The sequence below is a fragment of the Cellulomonas gilvus ATCC 13127 genome, assembly GCF_000218545.1.
Taxonomy (GTDB): Bacteria; Actinomycetota; Actinomycetes; order Actinomycetales; family Cellulomonadaceae; genus Cellulomonas; species Cellulomonas gilvus.
Map to the genome: position 1 here is coordinate 1,975,570 of NC_015671.1, position 15,525 is coordinate 1,991,094.

General features: G+C 74.7%; 17 protein-coding genes. 1 reads left to right on the forward strand and 16 read right to left on the reverse strand.

Annotated features, from left to right (window positions below; genetic code table 11):
- Positions 1-20 precede the first annotated feature (20 nt).
- From trpC to CELGI_RS09225, 11 genes are all read right to left on the reverse strand, one after another.
- The gene (gene trpC / locus CELGI_RS09175; RefSeq protein WP_013883847.1) at positions 21-833 is read right to left on the reverse strand and encodes an indole-3-glycerol phosphate synthase TrpC; all 813 of its coding nucleotides are present in this window, start codon (positions 831-833) and stop codon (positions 21-23) included.
- Positions 834-982: 149 nt separating this feature from the next.
- Complete coding sequence (locus tag CELGI_RS09180) at positions 983-1,450, reverse strand: DUF2752 domain-containing protein (RefSeq protein ID WP_013883848.1); 468 nt, start codon at positions 1,448-1,450, stop codon at positions 983-985.
- A complete protein-coding gene (locus CELGI_RS16500) occupies positions 1,447-1,968 on the reverse strand; it encodes a CD225/dispanin family protein (protein WP_013883849.1) in 522 nt (173 codons plus the stop codon). The genes CELGI_RS09180 and CELGI_RS16500 overlap by 4 nt, the downstream gene beginning before the upstream one ends.
- A 107-nt stretch (positions 1,969-2,075) precedes the next feature.
- Complete coding sequence (locus CELGI_RS09190) at positions 2,076-2,420, reverse strand: DUF2752 domain-containing protein (protein ID WP_245528080.1); 345 nt, start codon at positions 2,418-2,420, stop codon at positions 2,076-2,078.
- A 104-nt stretch (positions 2,421-2,524) separates the two neighbouring features.
- Entirely contained in the window at positions 2,525-3,253 is a 729-nt protein-coding gene (locus CELGI_RS09195) for a hypothetical protein (RefSeq protein WP_041574165.1), read from the reverse strand.
- A gap of 44 nt (positions 3,254-3,297) precedes the next feature.
- Positions 3,298-3,603 (reverse strand): HGxxPAAW family protein, encoded by a 306-nt coding sequence (locus tag CELGI_RS09200; protein WP_013883851.1) that lies wholly within the window; start codon positions 3,601-3,603, stop codon positions 3,298-3,300.
- A 131-nt stretch (positions 3,604-3,734) separates the two neighbouring features.
- The gene (locus CELGI_RS09205) at positions 3,735-4,364 is read right to left on the reverse strand and encodes a Trp biosynthesis-associated membrane protein (protein ID WP_013883852.1); all 630 of its coding nucleotides are present in this window, start codon (positions 4,362-4,364) and stop codon (positions 3,735-3,737) included.
- A gap of 10 nt (positions 4,365-4,374) precedes the next feature.
- Complete coding sequence (locus CELGI_RS09210; protein ID WP_013883853.1) at positions 4,375-5,925, reverse strand: anthranilate synthase component I; 1,551 nt, start codon at positions 5,923-5,925, stop codon at positions 4,375-4,377.
- Positions 5,922-6,299: a phosphoribosyl-AMP cyclohydrolase gene (gene hisI, locus CELGI_RS09215; RefSeq protein ID WP_013883854.1), complete on the reverse strand. Its 378-nt coding sequence runs from the start codon at positions 6,297-6,299 to the stop codon at positions 5,922-5,924. Before hisI ends, CELGI_RS09210 begins: the two co-directional genes overlap by 4 nt.
- A gap of 59 nt (positions 6,300-6,358) precedes the next feature.
- A complete protein-coding gene (locus CELGI_RS09220; protein ID WP_049785615.1) occupies positions 6,359-8,152 on the reverse strand; it encodes an ABC transporter ATP-binding protein in 1,794 nt (597 codons plus the stop codon).
- A 26-nt stretch (positions 8,153-8,178) separates the two neighbouring features.
- Positions 8,179-10,080, reverse strand: a complete 1,902-nt coding sequence (locus CELGI_RS09225) for an ABC transporter ATP-binding protein (RefSeq protein ID WP_013883856.1) — start codon at positions 10,078-10,080, stop codon at positions 8,179-8,181.
- 125 nt (positions 10,081-10,205) lie between these two features.
- Between CELGI_RS09225 and CELGI_RS09230 the strand changes: the two genes are divergently transcribed.
- Positions 10,206-10,853: a TIGR03085 family metal-binding protein gene (locus tag CELGI_RS09230; RefSeq protein ID WP_013883857.1), complete on the forward strand. Its 648-nt coding sequence runs from the start codon at positions 10,206-10,208 to the stop codon at positions 10,851-10,853.
- A gap of 4 nt (positions 10,854-10,857) precedes the next feature.
- On the opposite strand, the gene hisF is transcribed toward CELGI_RS09230, so the two are convergent.
- From hisF to prcB, 5 genes are all read right to left on the reverse strand, one after another.
- Positions 10,858-11,628 carry an imidazole glycerol phosphate synthase subunit HisF gene (gene hisF, locus CELGI_RS09235; RefSeq protein WP_013883858.1) on the reverse strand — a complete coding sequence of 257 codons (771 nt, stop codon included), beginning with the start codon at positions 11,626-11,628 and terminating at the stop codon, positions 10,858-10,860.
- Complete coding sequence (locus CELGI_RS09240) at positions 11,625-12,527, reverse strand: FKBP-type peptidyl-prolyl cis-trans isomerase (protein WP_245528081.1); 903 nt, start codon at positions 12,525-12,527, stop codon at positions 11,625-11,627. Before CELGI_RS09240 ends, hisF begins: the two co-directional genes overlap by 4 nt.
- 99 nt (positions 12,528-12,626) lie before the next feature.
- Complete coding sequence (gene pafA, locus CELGI_RS09245; RefSeq protein WP_013883860.1) at positions 12,627-13,988, reverse strand: Pup--protein ligase; 1,362 nt, start codon at positions 13,986-13,988, stop codon at positions 12,627-12,629.
- Positions 13,988-14,686: a proteasome subunit alpha gene (prcA, locus tag CELGI_RS09250; RefSeq protein ID WP_013883861.1), complete on the reverse strand. Its 699-nt coding sequence runs from the start codon at positions 14,684-14,686 to the stop codon at positions 13,988-13,990. Before prcA ends, pafA begins: the two co-directional genes overlap by 1 nt.
- Positions 14,683-15,519 (reverse strand): proteasome subunit beta, encoded by an 837-nt coding sequence (gene prcB, locus CELGI_RS09255; RefSeq protein WP_013883862.1) that lies wholly within the window; start codon positions 15,517-15,519, stop codon positions 14,683-14,685. Before prcB ends, prcA begins: the two co-directional genes overlap by 4 nt.
- Positions 15,520-15,525 lie beyond the last annotated feature (6 nt).

Consider the following 15,525-nt stretch of genomic DNA (forward strand, 5'->3'; position numbering starts at 1 on the left):
CTCCGGCCGGCCTGACCCGCTCACTGGCGCACCGCGCGCAGCGAGGGGTGGGCACCCGCGGCGACGAGGTCCGCGACCGACCGACGCGGCGCGTCGTCCGTCACGAGCGCCTCGCCCACCAGCACGGCGTCCGCGCCCGCGCGTGCGTACTCCATGACGTCGTGCGGTCCGCGCACGCCGGACTCGGCGATCTTGACCACGTCGGACGGGATCGAGGGCGCGACCCGGTTGAACGTGGTCCGGTCGACCTCGAGCGAGCGCAGGTCACGTGCGTTCACGCCGATCACCCGGGCGCCCGCGTCGACAGCGCGCGCGACCTCGTCGGCGTCGTGGACCTCCACGAGCGCGGTCATCCCGAGCGAGTGGACCCGCTCGACGAGCGACTCGAGCACCGTCTGCTCGAGCGCCGCGACGATCAGCAGGCACAGGTCCGCGCCGTGCGCGCGTGCCTCCCACACCTGGTACGGCGTCACGACGAAGTCCTTGCGCAGCACGGGGATGTCCACGCGCGCCCGCACCGCGTCGAGGTCGGCGAGCGAGCCGTTGAACCGGCGCTGCTCGGTGAGCACCGAGATCGCGGTCGCGCCGCCCTTCTCGTACTCGGCGGCCAGCGCGGCCGGGTCGGAGATCGCGGCCAGCGCACCCTTGCTGGGGCTGGACCGCTTCACCTCGGCAATCACGGTCACCGCGTCCTCGACGCGCAGACGCCCGACGCAGTCGATGGCCGACGGCCGGCGCGCGGCGAGCTCCTTGACCTGGTCCAGGGGCGTCGCCGCCTCGCGTGCCGCCAGGTCCTCGCGGACCCCGGCGACGATGTCGTCGAGCACGCTCATCGCTGCCTCACCTCTCGGTTCCCTGTGGCTCCCCCAGTGGGAACTGCTCCCCCGGGCACCCGTCCGCGATGACGCAGGCGGGCGCTCCCTCGTCATCGTACGGGCGCGCACAGGTGACCCCGACCACAGCCCGGACCGTGGGATGGGCGTCAGGGTGCGAGCCACGGCGCGAGCGCCGGGACGTTGCGCGCGACCCAGTAGGCGAGCACCAGGGCGAGGATCGTCCAGATGGTCCACGCGGGCAGCACGCGGCGCCGCGCTGCGCCCGTGGCGGCTCTCCGGAGCCAGGCCACCCACGCCGCCAGCAGCGCCGGCAGCACCAGCACCAGGAACGGGTTCATCGACCACGCACCCGCGAGGTCGAGGTGCACGAGGTCATGCACCGCGCGCAGCGACCCGCACCCCGGGCAGTACAGGCCGGTGAGCCACAGGAACGGGCAGGTCGGGTAGTGGCCCGGCTGGTGCGGGTTCACAGCACCCAGCAGGGCCGCACCGGTCACCGCCACGAGCGCGACGCCCACCGGCGCCGCGACGCGCGCCGCGCCGGACCGGACCCGCGCGGCCGGGCTCGGGCACGCCGACGGCGCCCCCGAGCCCGGCTGCACGGTCGCGGTCACATCGAGCTGGAGTCGCTCGCGATGACGCCGGCGATCATGAGAGCGGCGTAGCCGAGGCCGAGGACGAGGGTGACCGCCGCGCTCCAGATCGCGAACGTCTTGGCCTTGCGCGCCGACTCCTGCGCACCCTGCACGTCGCCCGCGGCCCACTTGCCGTTCACCTGCGCGGCGAACACGATCGACGCGACGCCGAGCGGCAGGCAGCACAGGACGGTCGACAGGATCGCCCACACCAGGTAGTTCTGCGGCGGCGGCGAACCGTAGCCGTAGCCGGGTCCGGGCGGCGGGGCCGTCGGGTAGCCGGGCGCGGCCGGGTAGCCGGGGACGCCGCCCGGCGTCGCGGGGTCGGCTCCGTACGGTGCCGAGCCGTAGGCCGGGGCCGACGGGTAGGTGGGATCGGGTGTGCTGCCGTACGGGGCGGGGTCCGACGGGGGCGTCGCGCCGTACGGCTGCGCCGGCTCGGCGGGTCCCGACTTGTCGAGGGAGAACGGCTCTTGCGGGTCGTTCGGCTGGGACACGGCGTGGCCTCCACTGTCTCGGTCCGCCCATGTCGGCGGTTCTCTGTGCGGCAGAGGCTAGCCGGTCAGGAGCGCCCACGCGCCCGTTGACCACCTCGACTCGCTGGTCAGGGCCCCAGCGCAGGCGCGAGAGCCGGGATGTTGCGCAGCACGCCGAACAGGACGACGGCGGTCAGCAGCGTCCAGGCGACCCACGCGGGCGGTGCCGAGGTCGACCGACCGCGCGCGGTGCGGGCCGCCCACCACCCCCAGCCGGCCACCAGGAGCGGGACGAGCACCACCCACAGCGGGTTCAGCGCCCATGCGCCTGCGAGGTCACCGTGCGCCAGGTCGTGCGTCGCGCGCAGCGCACCGCACGCCGGGCAGAGCAGGCCCGTCAGGCTGAGCAGTGGGCACACGCCGTAGCTGCCCTCGACGTGCGGGTCCCGGACCGCCAGGACGAGCGTGCTCACGGCGACACCGGCACCGAGCAGCCACGGGGCGCGCGACCCGTGCAGCCCTGGTCGCCCAAGCGCATCGTCGTGACCCGGCACCGGGTCGACGGACTGCTCGGCACTCATCCGTCGCCGCCGCTCAGGAAGCCCCCCGAGACCATCCACAGCAGCGTGAGGCCCGCGCCGACCAGACCCAGCGCCGCGCCGGCACGGGCCACGCCCACGTCCGACCGCGCCGTCCGCTGCGCCGCCCGGCCCAGGACGTACGCCGTGATGCCCAGCCCGATGCCGACCGGCCCGCACCAGCACACCAGCAGCGACAGCAGGCCCAGGACCAGCGCCCACGTGGCGGACTGGCCCTGCGTGGTGGGGGCGGGCGGCGTGGACGGACGCCCGGCCGGGGATGGCGGGCCGTACGCCGCAGGCGGACCGTAGGCCTGCGGTGGGCCGTAGGCCTGCGGTGGGCCGTAGGCGGGCGGTGGGCCGTAGGCCTGGGGCCCGGACGCCGGGGGCGGCGTCCCGTAGGCGGGGATGCCAGCCGTCGCGCCCGGGGACGCACCGTCCTCGGGACCGGACGTGGCGGGCTCGCTGGGAGCGTCAGGCGCCGTGGTGCCGGGGCGCGGCCGCGCGACGCGGTCCGAGGGTTGCCGAGAGTCGCCTGTCGGGAGTGGCGGGACGGGCGCCGGCGGTGGCGTCCCGTACAGCGGCATGTCGCCGCCGGTGGCGGGTGCGCGCGGGACGTCCGGCTCACGCGACGACGGTGCTCGCGGCGCGGCGAACGGCTGCGACGGCGCAAGCGGCGCGGACGGCTCGAGCGGCGCGTCCGGGGCCGGTGGTTCGGGCGTGCTCATCGGTCCTCGTCGGGGGCCACGGGCGCGTCACCGCCCTCTGTGGGTCAGTGGCCGCCGCGTGCGCGCTGGCGGGCGAGCGTGGCGGCGCCACCCTGACCGTGGCCGAGCACCTGCAGGACCTTGCCCAGGACCACACCGGCGACGGCGAGCCCCAGGCCCGCCCAGAACAGCCACATGAGCGAGAGCACCAGACCCAGCGCGGCCACGACGCTGCCCACGACGACCACCCAGGTGGTCGTCCACGCCGCGAGCGTCCGGCCGTGGTTCGTCGGCGGGGAGCTCGGCGGCAGGTGCACCGCCTCGGTGACGGTGGGGTTCTGTGCGCGGTGCGCGAGCGTGCTGTCGGCCATCGGTCGACCTTTCCGTGGGCGGTTCGCGGCTCACCCTAGCGTGCACGCGGCGGCGCGGACCTGCACGTCCGGTGCGACACCGGCCACAGGTGAGCCGTCGGTCGACCGCGCGGGCTGGGGTCGGATGGCGATCAGGTCGGGTCGTCGCCGCGGGACAGCGCGTCCCACTGGTCACGCTCGTCGTCGCGGTCGGGCCCGGCACCGTCCGCGGCCGTGCCACGCGCGGCCTCGTGCCGCCGGCTCGTCGCCCACGAACCCGACGACCGCGCGAGCCACACCGCGGCGAGCAGGTCGAGCACGCCGACGGCGACCGTGACCCAGGGCCACACCGAGACCTCGACCGTCCCGACGACGCGCTCGACGCCCGTCCGCTCCGTCACCACCGGGAGCAGCGCGGCGACCGGGTCCCGCAGCACGGCCACCGCGGCACCCACCACGAGGGCCCCGGCCAGCGCGACCGTGGCGGCCACGACCCACCGCCCGAACCGCCCGACGAGCGCGACCGCGCCCGTGGCGGCCAGCAGCACGAGCGCCGCCGCGACCAGCGAGGGGGCCGCGGTCCCGCCCGAGGCGCGGACCGCCTCCTCGGCGCCCAGCACGGTGCCGGCCCGCGTGCTGAGCCACGTGGGCAGCGCGCAGGCCCCCGTGGCGGCCGCGGCCAGGACGAGCAGGCCCGCCGCACGGCCGCGCCCCGAGCGCGCGCGTCCGGCCGCCGCGACCTCGGCGGGCTGCGGCGAGCCGGGCGACGGGACGTCGCTCACGAAGATTCCCTCACGCGTCCGCGCGACGCAGACGCGCCGCGACCTGCACCGCCCGGACCGCGGCCTGCGCCTTGTTGCGCGACTCGAGGTACTCGAGCTCGGGCACGGAGTCGGCGACGATCCCGCCGCCGGCCTGCACGGATGCGCGGCCGTCCCGGATGAGCGCGGTGCGGATCGCGATGGCCATGTCCATGTTGCCCGCGAAGTCGAAGTACCCGACCGTGCCGCCGTAGATGCCGCGGCGTGCGGGCTCGACCTCGTCGATCAGGGCGATCGCGCGTGGCTTCGGGGCCCCGGACAGCGTCCCCGCCGGGAACGTCGCGACGAGCGTCTGCAGCGCCGAGGCGCCCGCGCGCAGCCGCCCGACCACCGTGGACGTGATGTGCATGATGTGCGAGAACCGTCGCACCGCCATGAACTCGACCACCTCGACGCTCGCCGGGTCGCACACCTTGACCAGGTCGTTGCGGGACAGGTCGACGAGCATGATGTGCTCGGCGCGCTCCTTGGGGTCGGCGAGCACCTCGTCGGCCAGCGCGCGGTCCTCCTCGGGCGTCGCGCCGCGCGGCCGGGAGCCCGCGATGGGGTACGTCGTCACGTGACCGTGGTCCACCTTGACGAGCGTCTCCGGGCTGGAGCCGACGACCGCGAAGTCACGCCCGTCCGCGTCCTGCAGCTGCAGGTAGTACATGTACGGGCTCGGGTTGATCGTGCGCAGCACGCGGTAGACGTCGAGCGGTTCCGCGGGGCAGTCGAGGTCGAGCCGCTGCGACAGCACGACCTGGAAGACCTCGCCGTCACGGATCGCGTCCTTGCCGAACCGGACCGCCTGGTCGAACTCCTCGCGGGTCGAGCGGAACCGCAGCTCGGGCTCGGGCACGTCGGCGAGCACCGCGGCGCCCGACGGCGCGGGGTGCAGCAGCGCGGCCTGCATCGCGTCGAGCCGCGCGATCGCGTCCGCGTGCGCGTCGTCCACGCGCTCGTCGGTGTCGTCGAAGTTGATCGCGTTGGCCACGAGCCACACGGACCCGTCCTGGTGGTCCACGACCGCGAGGTCGGTCGCCAGCAGCAGCGTCAGCTCGGGCACGTCGAGCTCGTCGGGCGCCTTGCGGGGCAGCGTCGGCTCCCAGTGGTGCACCACGTCCCAGCCCAACGCGCCCACGAGCCCGCCGGTGAGCGGCGGCAGCCCGGGCAGGGCCGGGGTGCGCAGCACGTCGAGCGAGCCGCCCAGGACGTCGATCACGTCACCGCTGGTCGGGACGCCCACCGGCACGTCACCCGTCCAGCACGCCTGGCCGTCCCGCACCGTCAGCGTCGCGCGCGAGCGGACGCCGACGAACGACCAGCGCGCCCACGTCCCGTCGGCCTCCGCTGACTCGAGCACGAACGTGCCGGGGCGCCCGGCCGCGAGCGTGCGGTAGAGCCCGACGGGGGTCACGTCGTCGGCCAGCAGCCGGCGCACCACGGGGATCACGCGGCGGTCGCGGGCCAGCGTGCGGAAGTCGGCCACCGAGGGCCACGTGCCGCCCCACGGCACCTGCACGTCCTCGGCCGGGCTCATCGGTCGCCCCCGGGCGCGGCGTCGACGCGCACGACGGGGAGCGGGCCGCCCGCCTCGAAGCAGGTCCGGGTGCCGGTGTGGCACGCCGCGCCCACCTGGTCCACCTCGAGCAGCAGCGCGTCGCCGTCGCAGTCCAGGCTCACCGCGACCACGTGCTGCACATGGCCCGACGTGTCGCCCTTGCGCCAGTACTCCTGGCGCGAGCGGGACCAGAACGTCACGCGGCCGGACGTGAGCGTGCGCCGCAGCGCCTCGTCGTCCATCCAGCCGAGCATGAGCACCTCCCGCGTGTCGTGCTGCTGCACGATCGCGGCGACGAGGCCGTGGTCGTCGCGCTTGAGGCGCGACGCGACTGCGGGGTCCAGGGTGGGCACCCCCGAATCCTGCCACGGTGCCGCGGGCCGTCCCCGCCGCTCCGCAGTGTGGGCGCGGGTCAGCGCGTCTGGGAGATCCACGCGGCATGCATGGCCGCGTAGTGACCCCCCGCGGCGACGAGCTCGGCGTGCGGGCCGTGCTCGACCACGCGCCCGGCGTCCACCACGACGACGGCGTCGGCGGCCTCGGCCGTGGACAGCCGGTGCGCGATCGTGAGCGTGGTGCGGCCCTCGGTCAGCCGGGCCAGCGCGCGGGCGATGCGGACCTCGGTCGCCGGGTCCACCGCGGACGTCGCCTCGTCGAGCAGCAGCAGGTCCGCGTCCGCGAGGTAGGCCCGTGCGAGCGCGACGAGCTGGCGCTCGCCCGCGGACAGCGACTCGCCGCGCTGCCCGACGGGCGTGTCCAGCCCGGCGACGAGCTCGTCGACCCACGGCCCCAGCCCGAGCGCGTCGACCGCGTCCCGCACGCGCGGGTCGTCGGCCGCGGGGGCCCAGGTGGGGTCCTTCTCGTCGCGCAGGCCGTACGCGATGTTCTCGGCGATGGTCCCCTCGAACAGGAAGCCCTCCTGCGGGACGAGCACGACGCGACGCCGCAGGTGCGCGTACCGGATGCGGCGCACGTCCACGCCGTCCAGCAGCACCGCGCCGTGCGTGGGGTCCACGAGGCGCGCGACGAGGCGCGCGATCGTCGTCTTCCCCGAGCCCGTGGCGCCGACCACGGCGACCGAGCCGCCCGCGGGCACCACCACGTCCACGTCCCGCAGCACGGGCGGGCCGTCGGGGTACGCGAAGCCGACGCCGCGCAGCTCGACACGTGCGGGCCCGCGCGGGCTCGGGGTGCCGCCCTCCCCCGGGTCCGGGAGCGTCACGGGCGTCTCGAGCACGCCCAGCACGCGCCGCCACCCGGCCACCGCGTTCTGCAGCTCGTTGAGGATCTCGGTGGCCATCTGCACGGGGCCCGTGAACAGCTGCACCAGGAACAGGAACGCCAGCAGCCGCCCCACCGACAGGTCGCCCGCGACGCCGAGCAGCGTGCCGACCACGATCACGACCGCGAGCACCAGGTTCGCGGTCAGCACGCCCGAGGCGAACACGCTCGCGACGAGGTTCTGCGCGTGCACCATCGCACGCCGCGTGCCCGCGACCGAGGAGTCGATGCGGCGCTGCGTGCGGTCCGCGACGCCGTACGCGCGGATGGTCTCCGCGCCGACCACCGACTCCGAGACCGCGCCGAGCATCGCGCCGTACCGCTCGCGCACGGCCGCGTACCGCCCGTTCACCCGCTTCTGCAGCGGCTGCATCACGACGAGGAGCGGCACGAACCCGATCCACACCACCAGCGTCAGCTGCCACGAGTACAACGCCATCAGGACGGTCGCGACGAGGATCTGCAGCAGCGAGACGAGCAGCATGATGCCGCCCCACTGCACGAACATCGAGATCGTGTCGACGTCCGACGTCACGCGCGAGACCAGGCTCCCGCGACGCTCGGTGCCCCGCGTCAGCACGGACAGGTCGTGCACGTGCCGGAACGCGCGCGTGCGCAGCTCCAGCAGCCCCGCCTCGCTCGAGCGGAACAGCCGCACGTTGACGAGCGCCGAGCACAGCGCGCCCAGGAGCAGGCCGGCCGTGGCGACCACGCCGAGCAGCGCGACGCGGCGCGTGTCCGGCCCGCCCTCGGCGAGGATGCCGGTGTCGATGGTCTGCTGCACCGCGACCGGGACGAGCACGCGGCCCAGGGCCGCGAGCACGGCCAGCAGCACCGTGACGCCCGCACCCTGCACGAGCTGCGGCGAGACCTGCACGCCGCGACGCAGCGTCGCCATGACGCCGAGCGAGCTCGCGGGTGCCATGCGCTGCGCCGGCTCCTCGTGCGCGGTCACCGGGCCACCTCCTCGTCGAGCAGGTCCTCGACCTCGACGTCGGAGTCCTCGCCGTCCGCGGTGCGCCGCGCGCGCCGGGCGCTCTCGCGCTCGTAGGCCGTCGCGAGCTCGCGGTATCCCGCGTCCCGCGCGAGCAGCTCGTCGTGCGTGCCGCGGTCGACCACGCGCGCGCCGTCCAGGTGCACCACCTCGTCCGCGAGCAGCACCGAGGACATGCGGTACGCGACCAGCAGCACCGTGGGCCCGGTACCGCCCGCGCCACCGCGCAGCCCGGTCAGGATCTGCTGCTCCACGCGCGGGTCCACGGCCGAGGTCGCGTCGTCCAGGACCAGCACACGCGGGCGGCGGACCAGCGCCCGCGCGAGCGCGAGGCGCTGCCGCTGACCGCCCGAGAGGTTCGCGCCGCGCTCGCCCAGCGGCGCGTCCAGCCCACCCGGCAGCGCGCGGACGACGTCGTCGACCCGCGCCAGGTGCAGCGCCTGCCAGACCTCGTCGTCGGACGGGGCGCCGGGCTCGTCGGGGTCGGCCAGTGCGACGTTGCCCCGCACGGTGTCCTCGAACACGAACGCGTGCTGCGCGACGAGCGCGACGTGCCGCGTGAGGTCCCGGGGGTCGAGGTCGCGCAGGTCGGTCCCGTCCACGCGCACCGCGCCGGAGTCCGGGTCGGACAGGCGCGCGACCAACGAGACCAGGCTCGTCTTGCCCGCACCCGTCGGCCCGACCACCGCGACGACCCGACCCGGTGCGACGTCCAGGTCGACGTCGTCGACCAGCACGAGCGGACCCTGGGGCGTGTCGACGGACCACGTGACGTGGTCGAACCGGACCGCGGCGCCACCGGACGCGGGCGTCCAGCGCGTCGCACCGGTGGGCAGCGCGCCGCGCGAGTCGACGACCCGCGCCACGCGGTCGTAGCCGACCAGCGCGCGCGGGATCTCCCCCAGCACCCAGCCGAACGCGCGCACCGGGACCGCGAGCAGCGTGAGCAGGTACGCGGCGCCGACCACGTCGCCGGTCTCGATGCGGCCCGCGGACACCTGGAGGGTGCCCACCACGAGCACGAGCAGCGTGCCGAGGTTGGGCAGCAGGTCGATCACGGGGTCGAACACCGCGCGGACCACGCCGACCTTGACGTTCGCATCCGCCAGCTGCGCGGCGCGGGCCGTGAACCGGGACTCCTCACGCGCCTGCGTGCCGAGCGACGTCACCAGCAGCGCGGCCTCGAAGCTCTCGTGCGCGACGTCGGCGACCTGGGCGCGCAGCTCTTGCGCATGCGTGATCGCGGGCGACATGCGTCGCTGGAACCACACGTTCGCGACGACCGCGAGCGGCAGGACCACGAGCGCCGCGACCGCGAGCCACACGTCGGTGCGCAGCAGCGCGACGGTCGCGACCCCGATCATCACCACCACGCCGAGCGCGAACGGCAGCGGGTTGAACACGGACGTCGCGGCCTCGACGTCCGCGCCCGCGTTCGACAGCAGCTGACCGGTGGGGTGCCGGCGGTGCCAGGACATGGGCAGGCGCAGGTACTGCCGCGTGACGCGCAGCCGGTGGTCCTCCTGCAGCTGCGCGTAGCCGAGGCCCGCGAAGATGCGCCGGCCCGCGACGCTCACCGCGAGCGTCAGCGCGACCAGGAGCATCACGCCGCCCGCGGCCCAGACCCGGTCCCTGGCCACCTCGTCACCCGCCAGCGCCGGGACGACGACCTCGTCGGTCGCCCAGCCGAGCACACGGCTGACCGCGACGGTCGCGGCACCGAACACGGCGGACGTCGTGACCGCGAGCGTGTACGTCCAGGGGTGGGCGCGCATGCCTCGCCAGATGAGCGTCACCGCACGTCGGGGCGTCGAGCCGACCAGTCCCATGGGAGTGGGCGCGGACCCGGGCGCGGGCATGCGGACGACCTTCCGACGAGAGGCGGGGGGATGCCCCATGCTCTCACGTTGCTCCGGGCGACCGAGGAGGGCGCCCCCGGCCGCGGCCCGCACCGCAGGTCGCCCGCTGTGCGAGCATGGCGCGCATGACGTGGCACGAGACCTTGCGCAGCGACCTGGTGGACGCCCTGCGGGAGGTCCCGCCCGACGCTCCCACGCTGTGCGAGGGCTGGCAGGCCCGTCACCTGGCGGCGCACGTGGTGCTACGGGAGCGCTCCGTCACGGTGGGCGCGGGCCTCGCGCTACCGCCCCTCGCGGGCGCAGCCGAGCGGGCGATCGAGCGGACCGCCGACGACGCGGCGACGCCCGAGGGCTACGCGGCGCTGGTCGAGCGCGTCGCGCACGCGCCGGGGCGGTGGCACCCGATGACGTGGGCGGGCGACCTCGCCAACCTGGTCGAGCTGTACGTGCACGGGGAGGACGTGCGCCGCGGCGCCGGCCCCGCGCCCGCACGCGAGCTGGCCCCCGGGCTCGTCGACGCGCTGTGGCGCCAGGTGCGGCAGGTGGGCGCGCTGCGGCTGCGCAAGGCGCCCGTGGGGATCGTGCTGGTCCGGCCCGACGGCCCGCGCACGGCTCTCAAGCGCGCGCGTGGCGGCCACGGGACGGTCGTCGTCCGCGGCGCCGTCGGCGAGCTCGTGCTGTGGCTCACGGGCCGCGGCGCCGCGGCCGACGTCCTGGTGCAGGGCGCGCCCGATGACGTCGCCGCGCTCGACGCGGTGGTGCCGCGCGCCTGACGCGTCAGCGGACGGTGACGCCCGCCGCGCGCAGCGTGTCCTTGACCTGACCCACGGTGAGCACGCCGAAGTGGAACACGCTCGCCGCGAGCACCGCGTCCGCACCGGCCCGCGCGGCCTCGACGAAGTGCTCGGGCGTCCCCGCGCCGCCGCTCGCGATGAGCGGCACGGCGACCGCCGCCCGGACGTCGCGCAGCATCTCGAGGTCGAAGCCCGCAGTCGTGCCGTCCGCGTCCATCGAGTTGAGCAGGATCTCCCCCGCGCCCAGCTCGGCCGCCCGAGCCGCCCACGCGACCGCGTCGATGCCCGTCCCGCGTCGTCCGCCGTGCGTGGTGACCTCGTAGCCCGAGTCCGTGCGGACGTCGCCCGTGGTGCGCCGCGCGTCGACGGACAGCACCAGCACCTGGCTGCCGAACCGGTCGGCGATGCGCGCGATGAGCTCCGGGTCGGCGATGGCGGCGGTGTTGACCCCCACCTTGTCCGCGCCCGCGCGCAGCAGGCGATCGACGTCGTCGGGCGAGCGCACACCGCCGCCGACCGTCAGCGGCACGAACACCTCCTCGGCCGTGCGGCGCACCACGTCGTACGTGGTCTCGCGGTTGCCCGAGGATGCGGACACGTCGAGGAACGTGAGCTCGTCGGCACCCTCCGCGTCGTACCGGTGCGCGAGCTCGACGGGGTCGCCGGCGTCGCGCAGGTTCTCGAAGTTGACGCCCTTGACCACGCGGCCTGCGTCGACGTCGAGGCACGGGATGACCCGCAGGGCCAGGCTCATGAGGCTCCTTGAGGGGCTCGGGAGTCGAGGACGTCCACGACGAACACCACGGTCTCGCCCTCGAGCGCGGCGCTCTGCGTCACCCCGAGCGCATACGTCGGGGGTACCACCAGCAGCACGCGGCTGCCGACGGTCTGGTCCGTGAGGCCCTCGGACCACGCGGGCACGTCCTGCAGCGAGAACGACAGCGGCAGGCCCTTCGCCCACGTGGAGTCGAACTCCTCACCCGTTGTCCAGGCCCAGCCGGTGTACTGCACGGTCACCGTGTCGTCCGGGCCGACCTGCCGTCCGGTCCCCCGCAGCACGGGCTGCGCGACGAGGTCCACCGGCGCGTCGCCCTTGGGCGTGCTGATCTTCGGCGCGCCCGCACCGGACTGCGTGACCTTGGGCAGGTCCTCACGCGGCTCGACCGCGTCGCCGTCGGCCACGGTCGGCAGCACGTCGATCACCGTGACCGTCGGGTAGGAGCCCGCGCCCTCGCCCGGCGCGACCTGGAGGAGCCGCGCACCGACCCGCTGGCCGACGATGGTCGTGTACAGCTCGGGACCGAGGTCCTCGCGCGTGAGGATCTGCGACGTCGGGCTCGTGGTGAAGCTCTCCTGCACCAGCGAGGCGTCGTCCGCGTCCTCGAGCCAGTAGTCGATGAGCACGGGCTCGCCGTCGCTCACCTCGGGCCCCGTGCCCGGCCAGATCGTCTCGCGGTACGTCTCGTCGACCACGAGCGGGGTCACGTACGTGAGCGTGGGCGCCTGGCCCGCGTCTCCCGAGACGGTCACCTCGGGATCGACGGCCTCGGGCTCGGAGCACCCGGCGAGCAGCGCGAGCGCTCCGACCACCAGCGCGGCGCACGCTCGCGCGCCCCACCGTCGTCGTCGGTCCTGCACCTCGTGGATCCTCACGTCGTACGTCAGCCCGCTGCGGGCTCCTCCTGGCGGCGCTGCGCGCCCGGGCATGCGGCACCCGGGGCGAGCGCACACTCTACGGCCGTCGGCCGTGCCCTACATCGACTCGATCAACCGCTCGACGCGCTCGTCGACGTTGCGGAACGGGTCCTTGCACAGCACCGTGCGCTGCGCCTGGTCGTTGAGCTTGAGGTGCACCCAGTCGACCGTGTAGTCGCGGCGCGCCTCCTGAGCAGCGCGCACGAAGTCGCCCCGGAGCTTGGCGCGCGTCGTCTGGGGCGGCACCGCGGTCGCCTCGAACACCTCGACGTCGCTGGTCAGCCGCTCGACGAGCCCCTTGGCCGCGAGCAGGTTGTACAGCCCCTCGGTCCGCGAGATGTCGTGGTACGCCAGGTCGAGCCGCTGCACGCGGACGTCGGACAGCGGCAGGTCGTGCTTGGCGCGGTACCGCTCGATCAGCCGGTGCTTGATCACCCAGTCGAGCTCACGGTCGACCAGCGACAGGTCGTCGGTGCGCAGCGCGCGCAGCCCGCGCTCCCACAGGTCCACGACCTGCTTGTCCTGCGGCGTCCCGCCGCCGTGCTGCTCGAGGAACTCCAGCACGCGGGCCAGGTACTCCTCCTGCAGCTCGAGCGCCGTGGCCGTGCGCCCGTTCGCGAGCACGACCTGGTGCCGTCCGGTCATGTCGTGGCTGATCTCGCGGATCGCCCGGATGGGGTTCTCGAGCGCGGTGTCCCGCATGGGCACACCCGCCTCGATCATGCGCAGCAGCAGGTCGGTCGCACCGACCTTGAGCATCGTCGTCGTCTCGGACATCGAGGAGTCGCCGACGATCACGTGCAGCCGGCGGAAGTGCTCGGCGTCGGCGTGCGGCTCGTCGCGCGTGTTGATGATCGGGCGGGAACGCGTCGTCGCGCTCGAGACCGCCTCCCAGATGTGGTCGGCCCGCTGCGACAGGCAGTACACCGCTCCGCGCGGCGTGGTGAGCACCTTGCCGGCTCCCGTGAGGATCTGCCGCGTGATGAGGAACGGCACCAGCACGTCGGACAGCCGTGCGAAGTCACCCTGCCGGCGCACCAGGTAGTTCTCGTGGCAGCCGTAGGAGTTGCCGGCCGAGTCCGTGTTGTTCTTGAACAGGTGGATCCGCCCGGGCAGGCCCTCGTGCTCGAGCCGCTGCTGCGCGTCCTCGACCAGTCCCTCGAGGATCCGCTCACCCGCACGGTCGTGCGTGACGAGCTGTCGCACGTCGTCGCACTCGGCGGTCGCGTACTCGGGGTGCGAGCCGACGTCGAGATACAGCCGCGACCCGTTGCGCAGGAACACGTTCGACGAGCGGCCCCACGCGACGACCTTGCGGAACAGGTACCGCGCGACCTCGTCCGCGGACAGCCCGCGGCCGTCCGTCGCGGCGCACGTGACGCCGTACTCGGTCTCCAGGCCGAAGATCCGCCGGTCCATCAGCCCTCCAGCAGGTCCTCGAGCAGCGGTCCGGCCAGCCGCCGGAACGCGCGGCGCGGCCGCGTGCGGTCCAGCACCGCGACCTCGAGCTGGGCCGCCGCGAGCGTGCGCTGCTCCCCGCCGTCCTCGGCCGGCGAGCCCAGCACGCGGACCGCCAGCGCGAGGACCTCGGGCAGCGTCATCCCCGGCCGCCACGCGTCCGCGACCAGCCCGCCGAGCCGCTCGGCCTGTCCGCCCATGACGACCCAGCCGTGCTCGTCGGCCACCGAGCCGTCGTACGTGAGGCGGTAGATCTGGTCGCCCTCGGGCGACCGCCCCACCTCCGCCACGACCAGCTCGACCTCGAGCGGCTTGGACTCCGTGGTGAACACGGTGCCGAGCGTCTGCGCGTACGCGTTCGCGAGCGCGCGCGCGGCGACGTCCTCGCGGTCGTAGGAGTAGCCGCGCAGGTCCGCGTAGCGCACGCCCGCGACGCGCAGGTTCTCGAACTCGTTGTACTTGCCCACCGCGGCGAACGCGATGCGGTCGTAGATCTCCGACACCTTGTGCAGCGCACGCGACGCGTTCTCGGTCGCGAACGCGATGCCGTCGTCGTACTGCAGCACGACGACGCTGCGGCCCCGCGCGATGCCCTTACGGGCGTAGTCGGCGCGGTCCTTCATGAGCTGCTCGGGCGAGACGTAGAACGGCATGCTCATGAGCGGCCTCCCGCGTGCGCCGCGCGCCGCTGCGCGACGACGGTCTCGACGACGTCCTCGAGCGTGTCGTCGGGCACGCGCAGGTAGCCCGACTCGGTGACGCTCGCGACCACCGGCCAGATCCGGCGCGTGGTGTCCGGGCCACCCGTCGCCGAGTCGTCGTCGGCCGCGTCGACGAGCGCCTCGACCGCGACCCGGACCGCGTCCTGCGGGGACAGCCCGGCGCGCCACAGCTTCTTGAGCGAACCGCGCGCGAACACCGACCCCGAGCCGACCGCGTGGTGCTCGTGCTCCTCGTACCGGCCGCCCGTGACGTCGTAGGAGAAGATCCGGCCCGTGCGGCGGTCCAGGTCGAAACCGGCGAACAGCGGCACGACCGCGAGCCCCTGCATGGCCAGGCCCAGGTTGCCGCGGATCATCGTGGACAGGCGGTTCGCCTTGCCGTCGAGCGACAGCAGGCTGCCCTCGATCTTCTCGTAGTGCTCGAGCTCGAGCTGGAACAGGCGGACCAGCTCGACCGCGAGCCCCGCGGTGCCCGCGATGCCCACCGCCGAGTACTCGTCCGCGGGGAAGACCTTCTCGATCTCGCGGCTCGCGATCATCGAGCCCATCGTCGCGCGGCGGTCACCCGCCATGACGACGCCGCCCGCGCACACGACCGCGACGATCGTGGTGCCGTGCGGTGCGTGCACCTGCTCGGCACCGACGAGCGGCCGGTTGCCCGGCAGCAGCGCGGGCGCGTGGGACGCGAGGAAGTCGACGAACGACGACGAGCCCGGGGTCATGAACGCGGCCGGGAGCCGGCCCGACGCGAGCGGGTCAGGATGCGACATGGGCGC